General features: G+C 48.1%; 19 protein-coding genes. 5 read left to right on the plus strand and 14 right to left on the minus strand.

Going from position 1 to position 23,675, the window contains the following annotated elements:
- Positions 1–3: 3 nt before the first annotated feature.
- From csy3 to H6995_10425, 10 genes are all read right to left on the minus strand, one after another.
- A complete protein-coding gene (gene csy3 / locus H6995_10380) occupies positions 4–1,029 on the minus strand; it encodes a type I-F CRISPR-associated protein Csy3 (protein MCP5215402.1) in 1,026 nt (341 codons plus the stop codon).
- Positions 1,030–1,056: 27 nt separating this feature from the next.
- A complete protein-coding gene (gene csy2 / locus H6995_10385; GenBank protein ID MCP5215403.1) occupies positions 1,057–1,977 on the minus strand; it encodes a type I-F CRISPR-associated protein Csy2 in 921 nt (306 codons plus the stop codon).
- Positions 1,974–3,239: a type I-F CRISPR-associated protein Csy1 gene (gene csy1 / locus H6995_10390; protein ID MCP5215404.1), complete on the minus strand. Its 1,266-nt coding sequence runs from the start codon at positions 3,237–3,239 to the stop codon at positions 1,974–1,976. Before csy1 ends, csy2 begins: the two co-directional genes overlap by 4 nt.
- Before the next feature lie 3 nt (positions 3,240–3,242).
- On the minus strand, positions 3,243–6,665 hold the full coding sequence (gene cas3f / locus H6995_10395) for a type I-F CRISPR-associated helicase Cas3 (protein MCP5215405.1): 3,423 nt from the start codon (positions 6,663–6,665) through the stop codon (positions 3,243–3,245).
- Between the two features lie 351 nt (positions 6,666–7,016).
- Positions 7,017–7,622 (minus strand): hypothetical protein, encoded by a 606-nt coding sequence (locus H6995_10400; GenBank protein MCP5215406.1) that lies wholly within the window; start codon positions 7,620–7,622, stop codon positions 7,017–7,019.
- A 162-nt stretch (positions 7,623–7,784) separates the two neighbouring features.
- The gene (cas1f, locus tag H6995_10405; GenBank protein MCP5215407.1) at positions 7,785–8,744 is read right to left on the minus strand and encodes a type I-F CRISPR-associated endonuclease Cas1; all 960 of its coding nucleotides are present in this window, start codon (positions 8,742–8,744) and stop codon (positions 7,785–7,787) included.
- 478 nt (positions 8,745–9,222) lie between these two features.
- Positions 9,223–10,206, minus strand: coding sequence for a WYL domain-containing protein (locus H6995_10410; protein MCP5215408.1), 984 nt, complete (start codon positions 10,204–10,206; stop codon positions 9,223–9,225).
- A gap of 167 nt (positions 10,207–10,373) precedes the next feature.
- Positions 10,374–14,276, minus strand: coding sequence for a phosphoribosylformylglycinamidine synthase (purL, locus tag H6995_10415; GenBank protein MCP5215409.1), 3,903 nt, complete (start codon positions 14,274–14,276; stop codon positions 10,374–10,376).
- Positions 14,277–14,366: 90 nt separating this feature from the next.
- Positions 14,367–14,855 (minus strand): tRNA adenosine(34) deaminase TadA, encoded by a 489-nt coding sequence (gene tadA / locus H6995_10420; protein MCP5215410.1) that lies wholly within the window; start codon positions 14,853–14,855, stop codon positions 14,367–14,369.
- A 298-nt stretch (positions 14,856–15,153) separates the two neighbouring features.
- Positions 15,154–15,555 (minus strand): DUF2384 domain-containing protein, encoded by a 402-nt coding sequence (locus H6995_10425; GenBank protein MCP5215411.1) that lies wholly within the window; start codon positions 15,553–15,555, stop codon positions 15,154–15,156.
- Positions 15,556–15,718: 163 nt separating this feature from the next.
- Here H6995_10425 and H6995_10430 point away from each other — a divergent pair, with 163 nt between their 5' ends.
- From H6995_10430 to H6995_10440, 3 genes are read left to right on the plus strand one after another with little or no spacing between them, the layout of a single operon-like run.
- The gene (locus H6995_10430) at positions 15,719–16,006 is read left to right on the plus strand and encodes a DUF1778 domain-containing protein (protein MCP5215412.1); all 288 of its coding nucleotides are present in this window, start codon (positions 15,719–15,721) and stop codon (positions 16,004–16,006) included.
- Positions 15,993–16,529, plus strand: coding sequence for a GNAT family N-acetyltransferase (locus H6995_10435; protein MCP5215413.1), 537 nt, complete (start codon positions 15,993–15,995; stop codon positions 16,527–16,529). Before H6995_10430 ends, H6995_10435 begins: the two co-directional genes overlap by 14 nt.
- A 35-nt stretch (positions 16,530–16,564) precedes the next feature.
- On the plus strand, positions 16,565–18,994 hold the full coding sequence (locus H6995_10440; protein ID MCP5215414.1) for a DEAD/DEAH box helicase family protein: 2,430 nt from the start codon (positions 16,565–16,567) through the stop codon (positions 18,992–18,994).
- A 368-nt stretch (positions 18,995–19,362) separates the two neighbouring features.
- Here H6995_10440 and H6995_10445 read toward each other — a convergent pair whose 3' ends face one another.
- The 3 genes from H6995_10445 to H6995_10455 all read right to left on the minus strand — a co-directional run bounded on the left by H6995_10445 (position 19,363) and on the right by H6995_10455 (position 22,201).
- Positions 19,363–20,232 (minus strand): nucleotidyl transferase AbiEii/AbiGii toxin family protein, encoded by an 870-nt coding sequence (locus H6995_10445; GenBank protein MCP5215415.1) that lies wholly within the window; start codon positions 20,230–20,232, stop codon positions 19,363–19,365.
- Entirely contained in the window at positions 20,229–21,458 is a 1,230-nt protein-coding gene (gene ltrA / locus H6995_10450) for a group II intron reverse transcriptase/maturase (GenBank protein MCP5215416.1), read from the minus strand. The genes H6995_10445 and ltrA overlap by 4 nt, the downstream gene beginning before the upstream one ends.
- 551 nt (positions 21,459–22,009) lie before the next feature.
- Positions 22,010–22,201, minus strand: a complete 192-nt coding sequence (locus H6995_10455) for a nucleotidyl transferase AbiEii/AbiGii toxin family protein (protein MCP5215417.1) — start codon at positions 22,199–22,201, stop codon at positions 22,010–22,012.
- 2 nt (positions 22,202–22,203) lie between these two features.
- Between H6995_10455 and H6995_10460 the strand changes: the two genes are divergently transcribed.
- Both H6995_10460 and H6995_10465 read left to right on the plus strand, forming a co-directional pair.
- The gene (locus H6995_10460) at positions 22,204–22,377 is read left to right on the plus strand and encodes a hypothetical protein (protein ID MCP5215418.1); all 174 of its coding nucleotides are present in this window, start codon (positions 22,204–22,206) and stop codon (positions 22,375–22,377) included.
- A gap of 482 nt (positions 22,378–22,859) precedes the next feature.
- Positions 22,860–23,027: a hypothetical protein gene (locus H6995_10465; GenBank protein MCP5215419.1), complete on the plus strand. Its 168-nt coding sequence runs from the start codon at positions 22,860–22,862 to the stop codon at positions 23,025–23,027.
- A gap of 201 nt (positions 23,028–23,228) precedes the next feature.
- Here the strand turns inward: H6995_10465 and H6995_10470 are convergent, their stop codons facing one another.
- Positions 23,229–23,651, minus strand: coding sequence for a cytochrome b/b6 domain-containing protein (locus H6995_10470; protein ID MCP5215420.1), 423 nt, complete (start codon positions 23,649–23,651; stop codon positions 23,229–23,231).
- Positions 23,652–23,675: the final 24 nt, after the last annotated feature.

Here is a 23,675-nt window from a genome sequence, read left to right on the forward strand (position 1 = left end):
CCCCTATTTATCACTTTCACCGAAGACACCACCTCGTACCAAAGTTGCCATGACATAGTGTTCATCTTCAACGCGCGTCAATGCTTCACCTCGCGCCCACTTGTCGAAAAAACTATAGAAATCCTGTTTATCTTTAGGTGTACGGTAGGCTTTACCAAGATTGGTAACAGCACCATAAGGCTCGACTGCGATAGGGCCTGCCGAACTCTCTGGATCATTAAATTCTGGGTACCAAGTATCAATGGTGCGCAGCGCGTTACCCAGCTTTTGGGAGTGCATAGCGGCAACACCATCAACCTCATACAATACTTTACTTTTATTGCCTTTACCTTTATCCAATACGAGCTCTTCACTGGGGTAAACGTCCTGAGCCTTGCCCACTTGTGCGTAGCATGTAATATCCAGCATTAGAAAATCATCCTCGCTAGCTAGAGCACTAGCAATACAAGCAGCTAGATCATTCACCTGATGATCATCTGAATCAAAGTTACGGGGGTTGAATTGGTGCGCATCGAACTGCCACTCCTGCTCAGCACCCTTGTTCAACGCCCTCACCTGTACTTCAATATTTTCCGCACCCACACGATTGCGCCATAGGAAACGAGCATTGGCTATATTCAATGCATAGCGGCGCGCCAGTTCACGAAAACGCTCTTTCTCGACATAGGCTTTAGCCGCCATACTGTAACTTTGCTTAAAGGCTGCATTATTACAGGCCGACGGCTGGTGAATACCGCCTAATACTTTGAGGGTAAAATGAAGTTCAAGCGTATCCTGTTCGGTTTCGAGAGCACAGGAATCCACTGTTTGCAGATTGGCCTTCTCCACTTCTTTATTCAGCTTTACTGGATCGTTCTGAATAGCCGGTTTCAAACGATTGGAAATGGTGCCGCGAACGGATTTTTCTTTTAACTTGAGCGGGCTTGGTTCATTACGGTTGTTCCATTGAGTGCCGAACATATAACCGTCCGATGGCACCAGTTTCTTTTCAAAGGCCAGTACGGATGCAATATTTTCATTTTTAGCCATGAGTTTTCTCCTTGTTTACACAGATAATTAAAAGCCATCTTCTTCAAGCAAAGATTGCGGGCTTGGTTTAGATTGCTGACATAAATACAGATTATTTTCAGGTTCAAAGTGATAGCTCCAGAACAGTTCTTGCGGAGTTTCCAATTTGTAGGCCATCTTAAACTCACCCAGAGTCACTATGCTTTCTGCAAAACGGTGAGGCACATCAGGATCGCGCTGATTTTCCGCTCGACCCAGTTTGCTAATCCCCTGAAACCCGGTAGCGATTGGAACTATCCAACCACGTTGATCCTGGTCACCGGTGGGTTTGCGCTGACTACTCCACGTCACCTTTGCTTCTCCGTTTTCTTCATGCTGCTCGCAGCTATGGTGAATTGCTAAGTAGTCCAACATGGCGTCAATAGCATCTTGACCTTGTTCCATCGCTTCAATCATTAAGTCGCGCCTCTCTATCAAGGCGTAACCGGGCATGAGTTTAGGCTTTAGTAGACTAAAATTTTTATAGAAGGCTGGTTTCTCAAAGCTTAAGATATCGCCACCGGCGATTTTTATCTGACTGTTCAAGCAATGGATAATTTTCTCCAATGCGTCATCCTCTTGCAGCTTGTCAATGCCATCGTAGAGAATCACCAAACTGACCTCTAGGTGACACCGAGCCTCTTCAATAAATGCTGACCGGGTACCGTCTTTATCCAACGGATTGGCGGTCCCGACAATGGAATATTCGAAGTCACCAGGCCCCTTGTAGGTTTGCAAATCAAACTGATGGGAAACGACACCCATCTTGTCAAAACGAGCATCAACTCCCTTAGCATTAAGTTTACGCTGCAAAGCGTGTACGACACCCAGCCAAGCGGTCATGGCCGGAAACCCAATGGTAAAAGGACTGGAAAGTGCATTAGCATTTTGAATGCGGATATGGGGTATTAGTAGCACATTGTCAATCATCGCAATGCCTCCCGATGGGTTGTGATCACGCCTTTAAGATACTCGCGTTCAGCAGAACCTAAAGTAACCGATTTTTTTATCGTCTTTTGGTAGGCCTTGCCGATCCAAAGGGTGATTTCCTTGCAGAGTTCCATCAACCATTCATCCTCCTTCTCTCGCTGCAGTCTGTATTCAGGGCAAAGCCAGATTTTTTGATATTGCGGTAATTGGCTGGTTTCCTCCCGATACTGCTCTTCAGCGATAGACCGCAGGGCCGCCATCCGCGGGATAATCACATCGAGAATTTCCTCAATCCGGTGATCTCGCCCGCTTTCCAGATTGCGGCGTGGAATCATACTGTCCAAGCCAATTTTGAAAATGCTGTGTAACTTTAATAATGCATCATGAATGTCGTAATAACGAATCGCGTTAGTAAAAAAGTTTTTGACAGGAAATTGAATATCACGTTTTACCAACGTCGGAGGTACTGACAAAAGCAAACGCGCTTTACCCCCGTGCTGATTGTTTAATACGCTTATATTTTGCGGTTTCGTGCCACCATAGCCAATTGTCGTGATGTCATAGATTTCTGAAAAACTCTTTTCACTCGGCTGATTGTTGCGTTTCCGCTCACGCAGGATCTTTTGATTTTCAGAGAATCGTAGCGCATCAATGCGATGACGCAACTCGTAAATTATTCCAGAGTTGCTCAGTATAGAGAGCTGGTGATAATTATTACCCGCAGGAAAGTAGACCTGTTTAATTTTGGAGCTGGTTATACTTTTGTCACTGCCTAAAGTCATCGCCAGAAAACCGTCTTTTAGCGTTTGATAATTTTCCGTTTCAATCGACAATAGTTCCTTAGCCAAATCAGAATCATGTTGGATATGTTGCAGCAACGTTTCACCATTTTGCATCTCCAAAGTGAGAAACTTGTAGACATCCAGAGCAGCGGCATTACCCAGTGCATCACCCTGCACCTGAGCATTGCCGGTTCTTAGGTAACCGTCTGGTGCTTGGGAGGCGCTAGCGATAACAGAGGTTACATACCCATTTTTATTCTTTCTTGCACTGGGATGACTAAATGTACAGGGATGACTAGAGATGTTTATTTGACCGGCGCGTTTGGCCGCATTAGGTAGCCATTGCTCGGGAGAGAAAAGCTGCTCACACTCAAACTCTAGTGCCAGCACTTCGTCGTTCTGCATCGAGGGTTTCAAACTTTTTTTTAACCAGCCTTCTTTACGCTCAGTAAAAAAGGCACCTATTGCAGGGTCTAGCATGAATTATCTCCTTTCGTCCTTAAACAACCCAAATTGATCGTCGTATATATAATTAGGGGGTGATTGATTCTCATAGGGCTCTTGAATCACCACCTCGCCATAACGAAGAGCCGCCGTATTCAGGCTGATTTCTTTTTGCTCAGCCTGTACTTCAAGAAGGCTGCGGTAATCTCGAAAAAGCCAAAACCGCTGTCGCTGCTGATCAGAAAGCTCCATATTTTGAATACGGTAGCAATCGTCCTGATTGATTAGATCTCCCGCGACTGTGAATGCAGCTTTCCCCTTATTATCTTTTTCTGTGAAATAGCAGTGTCCTTTGTCATCAAAACAGCGATACAGGTGTATACTCGCCCTGCTTTGCCGGAAGCGATTAAGTGCTTGTGGCAAAGCTGTCATAAACCAATTTTGGCTTAAATAGCCCTGCAGTGTTTCTGGGCCTTTTGCATCGTATTGTTTCAGCCAATGCGCGGTTACAGCATGTTCCAATCGGGCAAGGCCAAAACCTTTTGGCGGATTTTCATCGATGCGGGGTATGGCATCCAGCCGTTCTGCAACCGATTTTTCATTAACCAGTATTCTCAAATCATGAACTTCACAGGACGCGCTTCGCTCTCTCCCATTCACCTTGATCTGGCCATTAAACTCATAGCCTGGCATGCAAAAATAACAGGCGTGCTTTTTATCCCCCGACTTGATGGTTTTCCAATTGTATTGCAACAAGCCGACATTCGATGTTTGAACCGCCCCGGAACGGTGACGCCTCACCCGTCCGGCCAGTTGAACAATGGAACGATAAGATGAGGGTTCAACAATGGCCCAATCAAAATCATGATCGCGACCAACCTCTTCTACCGGAGTAGCGATCAGAATAAACACTACATTTTTGGGCGGCTCAGATTGATTTGATAACGAATCCAGGTGTTCCCGAATCAGAACATTTTTGAACGCTTTCGCTTTTTCACCGAGTTTTTCCTTATACTTTAGCACCGCATCCAGATGCCTTTCCTGTTCGTGCCTTAATAACATTACCTGTTGGCTGTGATAGGGCATCACCCGGATTGCTGTATCTGTGGGTAATGGGCATTCCAGCAGATAACGTGTCAATGCAATACAGGGGGAAATGTTAGCCATGCGCACCACACCAAAAGATACTTTCAAATCAGTTGCTTGATCAGTTTGGTGGTGTTGATGGTGTTTGATCAGAGCATCCTGGAAAATGGTCTCGAAATAGCCTGTCTGTCTCGTTGTTTCAATATCACCCTTCCCTGAGGCTTCCAGCTCCAGTATCATTTGACAATCAATAATATTGGCTTTGCGTTTTGCCTGCTGTTTACACAATGCAGCGACCCTCTTTTCGATAAAAATACTGTGTGCGGCGGCATACTCCTGGTTTGCTTGCACTGCATTCTGGGCGCTATTGTTAACAATGTGGGTAGTGAACTCGTCAATCCAGGCACAGCCTATAACCTGGCTCGCATTACGGGTTTGGCAATACAGCTGCCAGCCCCGTTGGTAACAATTAAAGTATCCTTCCGCTAAAGAAGGTGGAATCGTAGCTGAAGAGATCATCACCTTCCTCCCTAGCATTCCCGCTAAATGAATCAAACGTCCAATAGCAATTAAGTCCGAGCCAGTAAAGTCGTCAATTTCGTCAATGACTAAATCTGACGACATCAAACGCAGGCTCGGTAAGATATATCGCCCACCACGGGTGGTTTCGGTGGCTGCCATGATGTGGTCAATGGTGCAAGTTAGGATGGGGGCATAGAGGAAAGCTCTGTCTCTTTGGGTTTGTAGCAGCGTCGCTAACCCATCCTCAGGAGTATCACTATCAAAAATAACCTCATCACTATTTCCAAGCAGAGATTCCTGCGATTCTGAGCCCTGCTCCGTTGTTGTGTCACCCTCAGCTTGCTCCTTCGCCTGCGCGTGCAACTCAGCGACTGCTTTGGAACCAATTAACACCGCTAAATCACTACCGTCAGTATTTTTGAAAATTCTTTCGCGATATTCGTCACCGGTTTGTAATGTCAAAGTGCGCAGCCCAAGCGCCAAAATATAGCGAAGGCTATCCTGGTTCTCAGAAAGCGCTAACATAGCTTTCGCATTGGCAAAGGTTTTGCCGCTACCCGTACTAGCCATATTAACGGCGAAAAAACCATGTTTCGTTTCGTTACTGGCTTTAACCCACTCTTGGATTTTCGAAGCTGCCCTATCCTGCCAGCGGTACTCGGCGGGGCTTTTTTTTCTAAGCTCGGCAATGTTGTCAGAATCCGGTAATGCCTGCTCCAACACAGGAAGCTTATAGACATTACGCAGTGCCTGCCGGTAGACACCCACTAGATGCTGATCCAATGACTGTTTGGGCGAACCACCCTTTTGGGTATTGGCGACCAAGCCAGTGGTATTTCGCCACTCACCGGACTCCTTTAAAGTCAGCGATGAATAATAGTGATCACCCAACATCAGGCAAAGGCGGGCATGATGTAACACCGTCCGGTAACTACCATCTTGCATAATCTGTGCGACAAGCTCTTGTTGGCCTAGCAGCTTTTTAGCCCAACGTTTGAGTTCTTTTAACCAGGGCTGGGAATTACTAATTAGCCCCTTGGGGAAATGAAGACAATCTTTAAGCTGCTGATCGTAGCCATCAAATCGGTTTTCGTAACTCCAATCTTGAGTAATGTATGCAAACAGGTCGTCCATAGTTTCCGTTGCAACACCGCACCACTCATTCAGTAATATGCTAGGCTTTAAGGTCTGCAACGGTAAGCGGTGGTGGGTTAAAATCAACCAAGCAACCAGCTTAGCTGTCTGCGGTAGCTCGGCAAGCGGCCTTCGAAATTTTAGAAGATCAGTTTGCTTTAACGCTTCTTCATTAATTTCGCCCTCGGCCAGCTGCGTTAACCAACCGCTATCCGACTCCGAATCCGTCTTGCAGATCAGCGCTTTGAGTAATAGACAAGAGATCCATTCATGGCGAAGTGCATCGCCGTATTTGCCTTTGTACTCCTGTGATAATTTTTCCTGAAAGCGGGCGCTGGCTTTACCCCAGTCATGCAACAAGGCCGCCAGGGATACCAACGACTGAATAAGGGGAAGATACTTCCAGTCAGCGCGATCATCGCGGTACGTTCGATTAACCGTGGTGCTATTCACGGGAACTAAACCCAGACCATTAAATTTGCTTTTATTCCCAACCAACCAAACCAACTCCGTCCGTGACCGGCTCCTTACCCAATGACAACTCACCGCCGTATTCTTGGTTGCAGTTTTGCGCAGCAGTTTTTTCACTGCCAACAACCCTTCTTGCGTGATGACGGTTTGCCAAGTATTGTCACCAATGCGGTCCGCAAACGCATCCAGCACCCGCCGGGTACGGTTAAGTGCCTTTTTCTCGCATTGAGAGACGAAAGTGACCATCATGAGTTTTATTAATCCCATTCTATTTGTAAGGATTAGACTGTTGTCACGCCAACGAATCAACAGCCTTCGCCCTAATGACTACCCCAAATACCAGATGCAGCATCCAAAGACTCGGCGATTGGTCTTCACTACCAAAGAAGACATCAGCCTTACTCTCGACGAGAGTATATTTTAAATAAAATCTATTTAAAACCTATAGGAAGTTGATTTAATATATAACTCTGCCGTATAGGCAGCTTAGAAATATAGTAAGTTCATTTAAATCTTTATCTTTACTGCCGCACAGGCAGCAGACCAGGGAGAAATCACTACATGTGTTTCTCCCTGGTTTTTCCAATTTCACTTTGATGATCATTTCCCCGCCAACTTTTTAACAGTTTTGTTCTCTACCAGTAGCCCCATCTGTTGAATAGCGATCTGGTTAAGACGAACTAATCGTTCTTGTTGGGCCAACCCATCGTTAATAAATACCGTATTTAGATTTCCCATATTAGCCAAGCAAACCAATTGGGTAACATTCGCGTAGTCACGAATATTGCCACTTTTGTCTGAGTGTTCCGCTCGCCATTGAGAAGTGGTTTTACCAAAAAGCGCCACATTGAGGACATCAGCTTCACTGGCATACATCTGGTTTATTGCCTGCTGTGATAAAGCTTCGGGCACCAGATTTCCTTTAATGGCATCGGTATGAATACGATAGTTTATTTTGGCTAGATTACGCTTAATGTCCCAATCTAAGCCTTTTTCTTGCTCGCTTTTTAACCCCTGAAACTCTTTGATTAAATAAAACTTGAACTCTACTGAAACCCATGACGCGAACTCTAATGCAATATCAGCAGGCGACTCAGGGTTTTTATATTTTGCAATATCTGTGATGCTAATAAAGTCTTCGGTGCTCGTTTGAGTGAATGAAATTTTCCTGCCAATAACATCCATAGTCTGATTCCTACTACGCATTACCCATACCCCTCTTTGTAACACTGAAACCTTTAGCCGTTATCAACACGATTAAGAAAATATAATCATTCGATAAAATAGTGATGTCTTCCCCCTGAATCGTCACCAACTTATATTTGCTCACCATTTGTTTTGCTCCTACTACATTTATATCCATATTCACTACTTGGCTGCTTCAAGCGCATAAGAATCTAGTGCAACTGCTTTCACCTGATCAAACATAAAATCCAATGCCTTATGCTGGGTAAAAGCCTGCAAACATTGCTGACGAAACTCCTGTTCGGTAGCATTTTCTTTGGCGCTAATAAAAGACCAGGGCAGAATCAGCGCGTCTTTGATCAGGTCTGCGATATCAAATACCAAGGCACCTCTCCGGGTTTTACCGTGCATCACTGCAAAACCATGAGGAATGCCTAATACCCATAGGGTGGTCGCAGCCAGACCATAAGCGAGGTAGTTGCCATGATTGAGAAATGCGTTAGCGGTGTCAGTAGCTTCACGCTCGCGTACAAAATCACCGTATTTGGTGCTGTTGGCTGCCGTTTTATATAGCTGCTTGGTGAGCTGGGCTTCGATTTTCAGAAGGTCACCAACTTTCGACGCTTTTTCGATTTTGTGAAGAAAGTTATTTAATGCCTGGATAATGTGGTCATCATCGCTGCTAAAACCCTCTGCTTTTAAATCGCGATCTTTGCGCCAAACTTGCTGCAGGTAAGAAATTCTTGCTCGTTGAAAATATTTTGCGGCTTGCAAGCGTTTTTCGTCGTCAAACCAGAATTGCATCCAGCCCTGGATATATTCGGTAGGACGGTATTCGCTTTGCGGAGACAGCCATTCAATTTCGTTCGCCATGAGCAATGGCGTCCCACCTCCACCACAAAAGCCTAGCAACACGCCTGCTTGCGCCAGCATTCTGGTAGCGGCCTGTGTTATCGATGTTCCAGTACCAAGCAAAAGGCAGGTGGTATTAGCGATCGGGATATTCCAATACTGATTTTGATTTTTCTCTTCCGTGAGGTAGAGCACACGGCCATCCTTCTGCATGACACGGCATTTTTCGAGGTAATAGATATTGGCGCGCTTGGAGTGCAGGATTGCTTTAAGGTCTGTTAATTGATCCATCAACAAAACTCCATTCCTGAAGCCCAGTTTCGATAGTCCATTATATCAATTTGTGAGGTTTCAACGTTCTCGATAAACTGTCGTTTGTTCACGCTAACTTCCTTTTATTCCTTGTGTGACACCAGTATAGCCAGTACTTTGGTCAAAACATGTCCTGTCGATTTATCCAGTATTTTTTATCCGACTAAAGCCAAACCTACTCTTGTGAGACTGAACGGGACTCGGCTTGAGCCTTTATTGATTTTCAGTCTCCCACATAGAGTTATCGGTCTTTTCTTTTAGGCTCTGGCGGTGTCATTAGTAGCCAGACCGAATTGAAAGCTATTTTAAGTTGTTTACCATATTTTTGTTCCTTCACATCGAATTTTTGTGCCAATTCTTGATGTGAATTTAGCAGCTGCCTGAGTCGTACAAACGTGCGCATAATGACAATATTGGTTTGTAAACGCCCTTTCGGCATGTGGTTAATCGCTTCCTTTTAGGGCTGGCGGATGCGTTTGCCGCTGTAGATTTCCAGCCCCGCATGCAATCGATTTTGCACAGCCTTGCGCAATTTTACCGGCGCTTCAACATAAACGTGAGGAATGTGTTTTAGGATATCCTGCATCAACTCCCGTTCATCCGCATAGGGTAAACTGAGCAGATATTCATTCCCTTGCCATTCTCCTTGCTGTTGCGGATGCCATTGTTGAAGTGCGATTTCGCGAGCAATTGTTTGGTCGAATCTTAGCTTGGCGGTATGTTTGGCTTGACCGGCAAAGATACCAAAACTTTGTTCGAAATGGTCTCTCAATACTTGGGCAGGAATAGCCTTTGCTTTCTGATCGGTGATTTCCAGCCATTCGATTCTGGCTAACGAAAAGGTACGGAGCTCTTGGCGCAGATGACACCAGGCATCGATATACCAGTTTTCGCGATAATACACGAGATTTTGCGGGCTGATCAGGCGCTTGGTTTTCTGTTGATGATAGCTCGAATAGCGAATGTTCAAACACTGGTGCTGTAGCAACGCTTCACCCACCAACCGAAAAGTGCGGTTGGTAATCTGGCGGTTTGCCATGGGCAGCACTTTGATATGCTGATCAAACTCGGAGCGTTTGATACCTCTGGCACTTAACAGGCGGTCGATTTGCCGGTCAATCACCCCCAACTCGTCACGCAACAAGCCTTTGCCAAAGCTTTCCATGCTGTGCATGAGTAGAGTGAGAGATTGCAGTTCATCACTGGTTAGCCAGAGGCCGGGCAGTTCAAATAAATCTCTGTTTTCCCCAACATATTGCCAGCCTTTTTCCTTAGCAAAATACTCAATTGGCGCATCGAGATAATCCCGCATTTGCGCTATAGTGCGTTTGACAGTTCTTTCGCCACACTCTAATTTTTGTGCGAGCAAACTCAGAGTAACTGGTCGTCGATGGTTCTTGAAAATACGATGCAATAGTTGGAAGCGGTCGAACTTGTCCATGTTTCTTTTGGTGTACTATAAAAAGATGTCCCGGATGATAAACCGAAAGTCTCAAGGGATTCAATCGGCAGACCCTACTTGATAGCGCTCAGTCTAGCCTTCTCCCCGGTCAGGGAGAAGGCTTTTGTATTATCGGCAACGCCTTCGCCCTAACATGCCTGCAAATTCTATCCTAACCACACCCGCGCATTACGGAACATCCGCAGCCAGGCGCCATCTTCCTGCCACTCGCTTGGATACCAGGAATTCTGTACGGCGCGAAATACCCGTTCCGGATGCGGCATCATGATCGTAACCCGCCCATCCTGGTTTGTTAGCCCGGTGATGCCCTGGGGAGTGCCGTTAGGGTTTTGCGGGTAATTTTCAGTGATAGCCCCATGGTTATCAACATAACGCAGACTAACGAGTTGGTTGTTGGTTAACGCCTCAATACTTCCGGCATTTTTAAATTCCGCACGACCCTCGCCGTGTGCAACAGCAATAGGTAGGCGTGACCCCGCCATGCCCTGTAGCATGACTGATAATGAATCCTGTACCTCTACCATCGCCACACGTGCTTCGAATTGTTCGGATTGATTGCGCACAAAATGCGGCCAGTGTTCAGTGCCGGGAATCAGTTCATGAAGGTTAGAGAGCATCTGACAACCGTTACACACACCCAAGGTAAAGTTGTCCTGACGAGTGAACCAGGCGCAGAATTGGTCTCTTGCACGGGTATTGAAAAGTATCGATTTAGCCCAACCTTCTCCCGCTCCCAAGACATCGCCGTAAGAAAAACCGCCACAGGCCGCCAGACCTTTGAAATCATCCAGCGTCACTCGCCCGGATAAGATGTCACTCATGTGTACATCGACACTGGCGAAACCGGCACGATCAAATGCCGCTGCCATTTCCACCTGTCCGTTTACACCCTGTTCGCGTAACACCGCAATACGTGGGCGAGCACCTCGATTGAGGTAAGGAGCAGAGATATCATCGTTTTGATCATAAGTTAAATTTACCGATAATCCGGGGTCATCAGCTGTTAACAGCTGATCAAATTCCTGTTTTGCACATTCCGCATTATCACGTAACGACTGAATACGGTAACTGGTTTCCGACCACCAGCGTTGCGCCTGTATGCGAGAAATGTCCAGCAGGGTGTTTTCCTGTGCGATAAAGCGGATGCTGTCCTGATCATTCAACTTAGCCACCACGTATGCGCAATCAGCAAATCCGGCAGCACTCAGTTGGGTGAGAATCTGCTCTGTATTACTACGTGCCACTTGCAATACAACTCCCAATTCCTCAGTAAATAAGGCGGCACTTACCAGACTGCTGTTTTCCGCCAGGATATCCAGATTCACATCTAACCCCACGTGCCCGGCGAATGCCATTTCACACAGCGTCGTGAACAGACCACCGTCGGCGCGATCATGATAGGCCAATAATAACTGGTCTTCGATTAAGCCCTGTACCACCGCAAACAACGCTTTGAGGTCTTCCGCCTCATCCAGATCCGGCGCTTGATCACCGATTTGTTTGTACACCTGCGCCAGCGCCGAAGCGCCCAAGCGGTTTTGTCCCCGGCCTAAATCAACCAGGATCAGATCCGTTTCACCGGCATCGGTTTTTAGCTGAGGCGTAACGGTTTTACGCACGTCTTTGACTGGCGCGAAACTGCTGATTATCAGCGATAGTGGAGCGGTTACACTTTTCTGTTCATCTCCCTCTTGCCATTGAGTTCGCATGGACATGGAATCCTTACCGACAGGAATAGCAATACCTAGGGCCGGACACAATTCCATTCCGACAGCTTTTACTGTGGCGTAGAGATTTTCATCTTCGCCCGGATGCCCTGCCGCAGCCATCCAGTTTGCCGATAGCTTAATTTGCCCAATATCGCCTATATTGGCGCTGGCAATATTCGTAATGGCTTCAGCAATGGCTAGTCGACCGGAAGCGGGTGAGTCGATTAATGCAACAGGAGTACGCTCACCCATCGCCATGGCTTCACCGGCGTAGGTATCATAGGCACTAATAGTCACCGCTGCATCGGCAACCGGTATTTGCCAGGGGCCGACAAACTGGTCGCGAGCAACCATCCCAGTGATCGAGCGATCGCCAATAGTTATCAAAAAACTCTTGCTGGCTACTGTGGGTAGCTTCAGTACGCGTTCAGCTGCTTCCAGCAGGTCAATGTTACTGCTATCAAATTCATCCGGTTGAAATGCAACACGTTCTACCTGACGTAACATTTTTGGCGGTTTACCTAACAACACATTGAGCGGCATATCCACCGGTGTATTATTGAAATGGGCATCCTCAACGACCAGCTGCTGTTCATCAGTGGCCTCACCAATGACCGCATAGAGACAGCGTTCGCGCTGACAGATAGCTTCAAATCGATCCCAGTCTTCGGGTTTTACGGCTAACGAGTAGCGTTCTTGCGACTCATTGCACCAGATTTCCAAAGGCGACATACCCGGCTCATCACTGGGCACATTGCGCAGTTGAATACGACCACCCTTATCGCAATCAGATACCAGCTCCGGAAAAGCATTGGACAAACCGCCCGCACCGATGTCGTGAATAAAGGCGATTGGGTTTCGCTCCCCAAGCTGCCAGCATTGGTCAATCACCTCCTGACAACGGCGCTCCATTTCCGGATTATCTCGTTGTACCGACGCAAAATCCAAATCTTCGCTACTGCTACCGGAAGCCATTGAAGATGCAGCGCCTCCGCCCAAACCAATCAGCATGGCCGGACCACCCAACAAGACGAGCTTGGTACCCGCAGGGATGCCGGTTTTAATCACATGCTCAGCGCGAATATTACCCAAACCACCAGCGATCATGATGGGTTTATGATAACCACGCACCTCTTCTCCTGCTGCTCCCTTCGTCTTTTCCTCAAAGGTGCGAAAGTAACCGCACAGATTGGGCCGACCGAATTCATTGTTGAACCCGGCGCCACCGAGAGGGCCTTCGATCATTATGTCTAACGCCGAAACAATGCGTCCCGGTTTACCGTAATCGCTTTCCCAGGGTTGCTCAAAACCAGGAATCTTTAGGTTAGAAACGGAAAACCCTGTGAGCCCCGCTTTTGGCTTGGCGCCTTTTCCTGTCGCACCTTCATCGCGAATTTCTCCGCCGGAACCTGTTGCTGCACCGGGATAAGGAGCAATAGCCGTTGGGTGGTTATGGGTTTCCACCTTCATCAGAATATGAATATCCTGGGTGTTGGCGGCGTACTCTTTTGTCTCCGGATCAGGATAAAAACGCCCCGCCTTGGAACCTGCGATCACCGCCGAATTATCGGAATAAGCAGACAGTACGCCAGTACCATTTAATTGTGTGGTGTTGCGGATCATCGCGAACAGGGATTTATCCTGTTCTTGACCATCGATAACCCAGTCAGCGTTAAAGATTTTATGACGGCAATGTTCCGAGTTCGCCTGGGCAAACATCATTAATTCGACATCGGTGGGGTTACGGCCCAGAGCAGTAAAATTTTCGACCAGGTATTCAATTTCATCTTCCGCAAGCGCCAAACCAAGATCAACGTTTGCCCGCGACAGCTCTGCCTTACCTCCCTGAAGAATATCCACCGAGATGAATGGTTTGGGCTCGGCATGCTGAAATATTCGAGTCGCGTCGTTGGCATCATCAAGAATCGTTTCCGTCATCCGATCATGGATGAGCGGTACAATCGCCTCGCGTTCAAGCTGACTGAGTGGAGAGGACGATTGTATATAGTAAGCAATGCCCCGCTCCAACCGCTTGACCACTTCCAGCCCACAATTATGTGCGATATCGGTGGCTTTACTGGACCAGGGCGAAATCGTACCAAAACGGGGAAGCACCAAAAACAACTCTCCCTGCGCCGCCTTGATTTCTGCCTTAGGCCCATAGGTTAAAAGCTTGGCGAGAACGTCCTTGTGTTGCGTACTAAGCTCCGTCGCCAGTTCAGCAAAGTGCTGGAATTCGGCGTAGACATTCTCCACCGTCGGCGCAACGAGCTTAAGTTGATCGAGTAATTTTTTAAGACGGAAATCGGAAAGAGCGGGAGCACCACGCAATTGAAGCATTTTAACTGAATTCTCTCGGCTATTTTGGGGGGACAAAAAGGGCAGCGCTAATGATACTGAAAGCGGCCACTTACCGCCACTAATTAAGGGCTATTTACTCTTTCTAACCTGGTCGCGGCGGCGCTTAAAAAACTGGCTCATTAATGCAGAGCATTCCTCGGACAACACCCCTCCCAGCCAATCGATTTTATGGTTAAAAAAATGTGCATCCAATAACTGTGCATTGCTTTCAATGGCACCCGATTTCAACTCTCTCGCACCGTATACCAACTGCTTAATACGCGCGTGCACCATCGCGCCTGTGCACATAGTGCAGGGTTCAATCGTGACATAAAGAGTGCAGTCTACCAACCGGTAATTGCCGAGGTGTTTCGCTGCCTCTCGCAACGCCATCATTTCCGCGTGCGCGGTGGGATCATTGGTGGAAATGGGCTGATTGAAGCCTCGCCCAACAATTTGATCATCCTTAACCACAATTGCGCCCACCGGCACTTCATTCAAATGCTCGGCTTGACGCGCTAACGCAAGCGCTTCGCCCATCCATTTTTCGTGATTCGGGTCTGTGATAACTGAGTTCATTTGGCAATAAGGTGCCTTTGTCTGACTGAAGCCTAATCTACGAAGAGTATCGAGCGGTCACTCCCACTCTATTATCAATAAGCCTTTTTTGTCTTTAATATTCAATAGCTTATTTTCCTGCTAAATAGGAATACCATGAAAAATACCATGCTCAAAAATTTCTTGTAAATATATATCCTGAGCGGAAGAATGCGCCACTTTACAGCATCGATGCAGATATCTCTCAAATCCAGTTTCATCTGCCGGGGTCTCTAACCCCGCTTTCGCAGAAAACATCCTCAAGTAACAACGACTCCGGTCATTGCGCTAAAAGCTGGCTATCGAGAAATTTCCTTACAGCTGCCAAATCGACGACAAAACCACCCAACATTTTTTTCATTGGCGCCGAACCATCGAACACCGGATTGTCATTCGGTGTTTGAAGCCACTGATCGCTGAGCGCTTCTTCGGGAAAGAGTATTTGTAGCGCTCTATAAATGCCCAGGATATAGCTGGCCCTTTCCAGAAAGTCTCGGGTCAATTTCGCTTTTTCCGGCTGATTTTTCCAATTGTAGAAGGTCTTCTCGTTGCTCAGACCCAGCAGAGTCATTTGCTCGTGCCCGCTAAGATGCCACAACGCAAAAATATTGAATATAGCTGGCAGCAAGGAACCTGGCTCGATGGAGTAAGGTTGCAATAGCTTCTCGAATTCTGCTTTCATCTCTGCCCCTTAATACTGTAACAATACAGTATTTACAGACTCCCATACTGTACTATTACAGTCAACTATGGGTTTGACAGCAAACCATTTGACTTTACGGATAAATCCCGTAATACTTTTATTGATTACGGAGATTTTCCGTAAATAGTATTTGGAGATTAACATGTCTAAAGTTTTACGCTATGAAATGCAGTGGGATGAGGAAACTTATGCGCTGGCAGAGCGTGCTGCACGCGCGTCCGGTTTAACCAGCATCAAGGCCTATGTCACTCAGTTGGTGAAACAGCATGCGCCCGAGGCATTGGAAGCCTACAGCAGTATTCAACTGACCAATGCGCAATTCGATGCCTTTTGCGAGGCTTGTGACAACCCGCCAGCACCAACCGATAAACTCCGTAAGGTGGCAGAAGCACTTGACCAAGAGGGCTTCGTGCTGAATGCCAACCACTGAGTTTTTGCCACTGGATCCCAGTGCAATCAATGTTAAATCATTCGATTGCGGCAAGGATGCCATTAACACCTACCTGCGTCGCTACGCGGCAAAGAATATGGCATTGAACCTCAACCGGACCTTTGTTCTGCCCTATATACCCGAGGCCCTTGCCCCTAAAGAAGGATCAGGGAAATCTCATGTGGCTGCTTATTACACCTTGGCCCATCAGACCCTGGTTCGTGAAGAGTTGCCCGATCCATCCCGCCTGCCGCGATACCCTGTTCCCGTGATCCTGCTCGCTCAACTTGGAATCGACCGACGGTTCCACCGGCAAGGCCTGGGGGCAAAAACACTGGTTCACGCACTTAGACATGCCTATCAGATCGCCAGCAACCCAAATGGCATACCTGCTCTGGGCATCGTTCTAGACGTGCTTGATCAGGAAGCGTTGGCCTTTTACCGATCTTTCGACTTTTTCTTACCGTTAAGAGACAGCCCCATGAAGCTATTCGTGCCCATGGCATCATTGGAGACACTATAAGCACCTATCGCTGCATCCGTCCATGGAACAACATCATGTCTAACCACCATCCACCCAAAGAGAAGCTCCGCGGCAGCGGAAATAAGTTTGGTGATATCTCCACTATCGATGCAAGATTGACTGAGCTTGAGCAGGAAAAACAGCAGCTCATGGCTCTCAGGGAAAAGCTGCAAAGATCCAAGTCCCCTCCCCCCGCTTCGGACTCACTCTCACCGGAACAAAAAATTGCAATTTTCAGAATGCTGTTTCGCGGGCGCACCGATATTTTTGCCAATCGCTGGCAAAACCAACAAGGACGAAGTGGCTATTCCGTAGCCTGTAACAACGAGTGGGTTCAGGGCATCTGCAAAAAACCGAGGATCAAATGTCTTGACTGCACTCACCACCAGTTTAGCGAGTTAAACGATCAGGTCATTTATCGCCACTTGGCTGGACAGCAGATTGTTGGCTTGTACCCTTTACTCCAAGATAACACCTGCTTCTTGCTGGCCGTCGATTTCGATAAAGGCAGCTGGCAAGACGAAGTAAAAGCGATGTCCAGAGCTTGTACCGAATATAGCGTGCCTCACGCTGTAGAGATTTCCCGCTCAGGAAATGGCGCGCATCTCTGGATATTTTTTGATGAAAAAATTTCCGCCAACGAAGCTCGCTTACTGGGGTTCAGCCTGCTGGGTAAAGCGATGGAGATTTATCCAAACCTGTCTTTCGATTCCTATGACAGATTGTTTCCCAATCAGGATATTCTTCCTGAAGGTGGATTCGGCAATTTGATTGCTTTGCCGCTCCAACGCGAAGCCAGGCAAGCAGGCAATAGCTCATTTGTCGATAAGGAATTGAATGTCATTGAAGATCAATGGCAGTACCTCGCAGAGATAAAGAGGCTTTCCAGATCTGAGCTAAATAAGCTTCTTTCGCAGATTTCTCCCAATGGAAACCTGATTTCAGAGCAGGATGTTAATGATACCCGGCCACCCTGGGAGATAACAGCCAAACCCAAGCCACTGATTCTGGAAAACCCACCTCAACAGATAACGATAACGCTCGCCAACCACATCTATTTCGAGATAAAGTCTCTGCCAGGCGCTCTTTCAGCAAGATTAAGACGTTTAGCGAGTTTTTCGAATCCGGTTTTCTTTAAAACACAGGCGCTTCGCTTTTCTACTCACGGCATTCCGAGGTTCATTTCTTGCGCACGCATTGAGCAAGGCTACTTGGCATTGCCACGCGGGTGTCTGGATGCGGCCCTCGCCTTATTGCAAGAGAACAATATTGACGTCCAAATCGATGACAAGCGTGAGCCGGGAACAAAGCTTTCTTCGATAAAACCGCTGCTAACTTTAAGAAAAAACCAACAGGCCGCTGTTAAAGCAATGAGCAAACACGATACAGGAGTACTGCATGCACCTACGGCATTTGGCAAAACCGTAACGGCTATCGGAATGATCGCCAAGCGTAATACAAACACGCTCATTCTTGTGCATAGCCGCCAGTTGCTTGATCAATGGCAGGAAAGACTGCGTTCGTTCTTACCAGAAGCAGAGATTGGCGTCATCCGAGGCGGTAAGAAGAAGCCGGCCGGAATCATTGATATAGCGACATATCAAAGCCTGATTAACAAGAAAGACAATACCGTCTCTCCCATTGTTCAGGACTACGGGCATGTCATAGTTGATGAATGCCACCACGTATCCGCCCCGCGCTTTGAAATGGTATTGAACGAAGTTCGAGCGAAGTACGTGCTCGGCCTTACTGCTACCCCGGAAAGACAGGACGGCCACCAGAAGATCATCTTTATGGCTGCCGGCCCCATTCGGCACAAAGTTAAAAGCTCAACTGAAGGAAACTTCGAACAAGAAGTTCAAGTCCATCAATTCTATGATACGCCCCCACTACATCTTTCCCAGCCCGAGAAGCGGCCCAAAATTACAGATGCCTACCGGTGGATAATGGAAAACGAAGAGCGAACACAACGAATTGCTTCAGATGTGATCAATAGTGTTCGCGAAGGCAGGCACCCAATCGTCCTCACTGAAAGGCGCGAACATGCCGAGATGATTAACAACCTTCTCCAAGAAAACGGTATTGATTCCATCATATTAAAAGGCGCAATGAAAGCCGCTGAACGCAAGCGAGTTGATGAGCATTTGCATTCGGCGCAGGTTGTGGTCGCCACCGGAAAGTATGTGGGAGAGGGTTTTGACTTGCCCAGGCTGGATACACTGTTTCTTGCCATGCCCATCGCCTGGAAAGGTTCGTTAGCGCAATACGCAGGAAGGATTCATCGGGAATCAGACGGCAAAACGCAAGTGACGATTCACGACTACGTTGACTGCGGACTTCCCATGCTCCAGCGCATGTTCAATAAACGCGAAAAAAGCTACAAGTCGATGGGCTATACCATCTTGTTCTCAGGTGAATCAGACAGCTCGAATGGCACTAAGCAACTTGATGCCATGCTGGTGTAGTCGCAGGTTTCCGGATTGCTCCAGAACGCGAGTTGTTCAAGCTCCCTGATACCATGCCAGCATCAATCTTCCTCTCATGGTATCGATGTAATGTGCCTTGTTACGCGCAAAAAAATACCATGAAAAATACCATTGATGATGCAGATTATATTATCAATTGGATTATTTTTATTGTTATTTTTCAATATGTTATGAATTCCCGTCACTCCCACTCGATTGTAAATAAGCCTTTTTTATCTTTTATATTCGATGACTTATTTTCCTGACAATTGGTAATACCATGAAAAATACCATGCTCAGAAATTCCTTCAAAATACTCAAAAAAATTGCCGATTGAAAGCTCTCACACTGCCCCTTGGTAATATCGCTTACCCAGCATTCAGCCGGTTCTGGAAATCAGCGACTTCCTCCAGAATCTCCTCAAATGTTGGCACATCACCATAGAACATTTCCTGCTGCATACTTTCATAATCGGCCTGCCATGCAGGGAGATCGGCGGCTGAGGGTACCAGCTGCAGTTCCTGCGGATTTAGCGTCGAATAGTCGACCCATGTATAGCGGAAGAACAGCTGACGATGCATGGCAATACGATGGAATAGTCCGAGATCCCGGACAGATTCGTCACCCACTCCGGCCTGAATCATCCTGTAGAGGTCATCGTAATGGCGGGCCATCGATCGTCGCTGCTTTTTTCTGGCTTCTGGTCGAAATGTCTCCTCATGCAGCAGCATTGCCTTTCCCAGGAATGTGCGCTCTGGCCGCACTGCCCTCACCTCTGAACCTGGCTCGGCCAATAATTCCGGGAAGGCTTCGTTGATGTAGGGCGTGATTTCGACGGATGCAACAGGTTCTGTATTTGACCGGGCGCCCATCTCAATCTTTACAGCACGACGCAGATAGGCGGCCTGCTCCGGGAAGGCCGTTGGATTCAACAACAGCAAGGTCTGTTCATCGGGATCGTCGGGATCAGGCTCAAGCGACCATTCGAGTGTGTCCGATAAATCTGATGAGATCGATTCGATGAGTGTCGGTTGAATCTGGTCGCTGATACATTGCTGGCAGGCTTCTTTCAGCGCCTTGAGGCGCTTGGTCATCTGTTTCCTGCTGGGTGCTTGTTCCGGGGCATTTTCTCCACCAAAACCCAAGGCTTCCCTGTCGATGACGATATCGAGGTGAGTCGGCCAGCGGAACTTCCCCGCCAGCCGCTCTCCGAACCGTACGTGACAGTCTCCCGTCATACGGCTCTCCTTGCTCCATCAGCCGGTAAGTAACCGAGAATATTCCAATGTGCGAACAGCTTGGTCTTCCGGCGGGCCATCTTGCCCAAGGCATGTATTGCCCGCCGCGGTTTGCGTCTGAACGTCTTGTACTTATTCGCCACCCATTTTCCCAGATGCCGGTTAATATGCTCAGCCAGGGAAAATAAGGCAGATTTGTAGTACTTGCTGTAATACTGAATCCACCCCTGTGCGATTGGATTAAACATCCTCGATAGGTCTTCTATGCTTTTCTCGCAACACCATTTCAATCTCCACGCCCTGACCGTTCTTTTCATCGCAGTCAGCGCATCCCGGCTGACTGCCGGGAGGAAATTGCAGAACAGCTTTCCGTATCGGTTCCTTGCCCCCCTCGGTCTGAACTCAAACCCGAGGAATTTGAAACTGATATTTGGATAGCGCCCCTTGCGATCCGCATCCTTGCAATAGACGATCTTCGTCTTGATCGGATGAAGTTCTAAGCGGCATTCTGCCATTCTTGCTTCGAGATGTTGCCTCAACGCCTTGGCCTGAGCCTCACTCTTGAGATGAATAACAATATCATCAGCGTACCGCTCGAACAGTACGCGCGGATAAGTCCTTGTCATCCATTGATCAAATGCATAGTGCAGGTAAAGATTTGCCAACAGGGGACTGACAACCCCCCCTTGCGGCGTACCCTTGCTCCGCTCCTCCAAACGTCCATCTTCATGCTGAACTGGAGCGGTTAACCATCTTTGTATGTATAACCGTACCCAAGGGTTTTGGGTGTGCTTATGCACTGCCTTCATCAGCAGGTCGTGATCGATGTTATCGAAGAACCCCTTGATATCGACGTCCAGAACGAAGTCATTGCGCCAGCATCGCTGCCGTGCCCTGCCTACTGCCTGGTGTGCCGATTTGTTAGGGCGATAGCCATACGAGTCTTCGTGGAAATAAGGTTCTATTTCCGGCTCGAAGGCCATTTTCACAACCGTTTGCGCGATTCGATCCGATACCGTCGGCACTCCTAATGGCCGTACACCTCCATCCGCCTTGGGTATTTCCACCCGTTTGACGGCTGGCGGGAAATACGTCCCCGATGCCATGCGATTCCAGAGTTTATACAGATTGCGTGGCGCATTCCGATTGAACTCCTCGATCGTCTGGTCATCGATGCCAGCGGCTCCTCCCTTAGCGCAAACTCGTTTATACGCATCCCAGACCATTCGCTTGGTTATCTCAAACGGCCTTGTTGTTATACTGAGCTCATCCTATTCCTAGTTGGCAAAATTTAACAACGAAACAATTGAACCCCTTCGCTCCAGGCTCATTACAAGCCATTCACCACTACTACGGGTTCTTCCGCCCCTGAACTTCCCATCGATATTTCGCCTCGTGGGGGCTCCACTTGTGCTTTTCTCTTTGCATGGAAGTCCAGGTTCCCACGTTCCATGGATGAGCCTGTATTCGGGTCACGCCACCTTTACACCGGACACCGCTTGAGCCGTCATTTATAGGTCACGCTCAAACTTTTCCAGGGCGAAGACAGTTCCCTGTTCTGATGTCATCTCTTTCTTTCGATGCTTCAACGGTGATTCGCTTACGCTCGTCTCCTCGAACACGTACTTAACATGGTCATGCCATGCCTTTTCCATAACGCTCACGACCATGACTCTTTATCACAGCCGCTTATGGTAGTTTGCAACCCAGCCTATCCCTTGGTTGCGAGGGGCCTTCCCTCATCTCATCCACAGTTACACACTTCGGTTGTGATTCTTTAGCTCATCACTTCCTCCATGCTTCGTGGCACACTATCTTCGGAAAAGCGTTCGATGAGATTCCAGCACTTGGATAACGACGTACCACCCTTAAACGTCAGATGTTTGCCCCATTCGGGCAGATCGAATAATTTGCCCAGCGTCCAACAAACCCAGAAGTCCTTTTCGACGGCAATCTCGAACAGATTCAGTTGTGCGCCTGTCTCCGTACAGACGAGCCGGCGACGTTCTTCCGGCCCAGGTGGCGCAGTGCCTGGATCACCAACCCACTGATCTTTCCCGCAGTGGCCATATTGCGGGGAGTCGTGTGCTTCAGGATGATCTGGCGCTTGCCAACCTGGACAGTCCGCGAGCGGCCATCCGTTAAATAAACAACCTTCATGGGGACTTGCGTGGAGAGCCCAAGCAAATTAGCTGCGTAGGCCCCGGAGGGTTGAAGCCGGGTGGCGTCGCGACCTGCAAGTGCGCTTGCGATATCATCCGTCGATGGTTGCAACGAACCCAACTGGGGATCAATTTTCGGGTAATCGTAGAGTCCCCGGGCCAGCTGACGGATAAGGCCGCTGTCCCGATGCCGCATCAGTGCCAGATCGACAGCCCCGCGGGTACCAAGATCCGTAAAACTATCGGGCGTAAAGACCCAGCCCCGCTTGCGGCCCTGAATCCGGCGGAGGATCTTGCTGTCGGTACTGTCTGCGTGCCTGCCCATATTTTTGAAAGAAAAGTGTATATCTTTTCTTTCAAAATAAAAGTGCTATTCAGGCCCTCTGAGTCTGTATGAGTGAGCGCGGGGTAAGGTCGGGCAGTGCCTGAATGGTTTCTGAACTTTTGCAGGCCGAAGGATAGGTCTTGATAGTGGTCAGATTACTGCTGTCACTCCAGACGCCGCACTCCGGTATCTTCGGCGCAAAACAAGCAAGGACGCGCATCCCCTTCGTGGTCTGGGAGCCGATCATGTCTTTAATGGCCGAAAGCAGGCTGAGGCCTTGCTCGACAGGTAATGCTCAGTCCGGCTGATACCATGCCAACATCAATCTACCCCTCATAGTATCACTGGTTTTTACATTACAGTGCGCAGGAAAACGCCGATTGTAAACAGGCCATTTTCCAGCATTATTTTCAATTGTTTATTTATTGGTGCAGGTGAGAATACCATGCAAAATACCATGTTCAGCATTTACTGCTAATCGATACGGTAATCACCAATTCACACGTGCATCAACCACTTTTGCGTCCAACCATGCGGCCGGCGAACTCCTGCCTCTCAAAGACCAGATGTTTGAAAGCGCCGAACACATGCAGAACCACCGCAACCAGAACGGCCTTCGCGGCAACCACATGAACCACTTCAAGTGCCTCGTGCAGGGACTCCATTTTACCGGTCGGGCTCGGTATCGAAAACCAGGTGAAAACCTCGATGGCCCGATCACCGGTCCACACTGCCAGCGGGCCGGTGACGATAAGCACGCTGATACCCAGTAACAGGACGACGTGCACAAACTGCGTCAGACGTTGCATCGCCACGGGTTGCTTGAAGGCCGCAGGGCCGTCGCTGAACATCCTCCACAGCACGCGAAACGCAAGCGGTGCGAACACCAGCGCGCCGATGGCTATATGCAGTTTCGGGAATTCCAGGGACACCCTACATAATCAGGGACAATCAGG

The sequence above is a fragment of the Pseudomonadales bacterium genome (assembly GCA_024234615.1).
GTDB lineage: Bacteria > Pseudomonadota > Gammaproteobacteria > Pseudomonadales > IMCC2047 > JAJFKB01.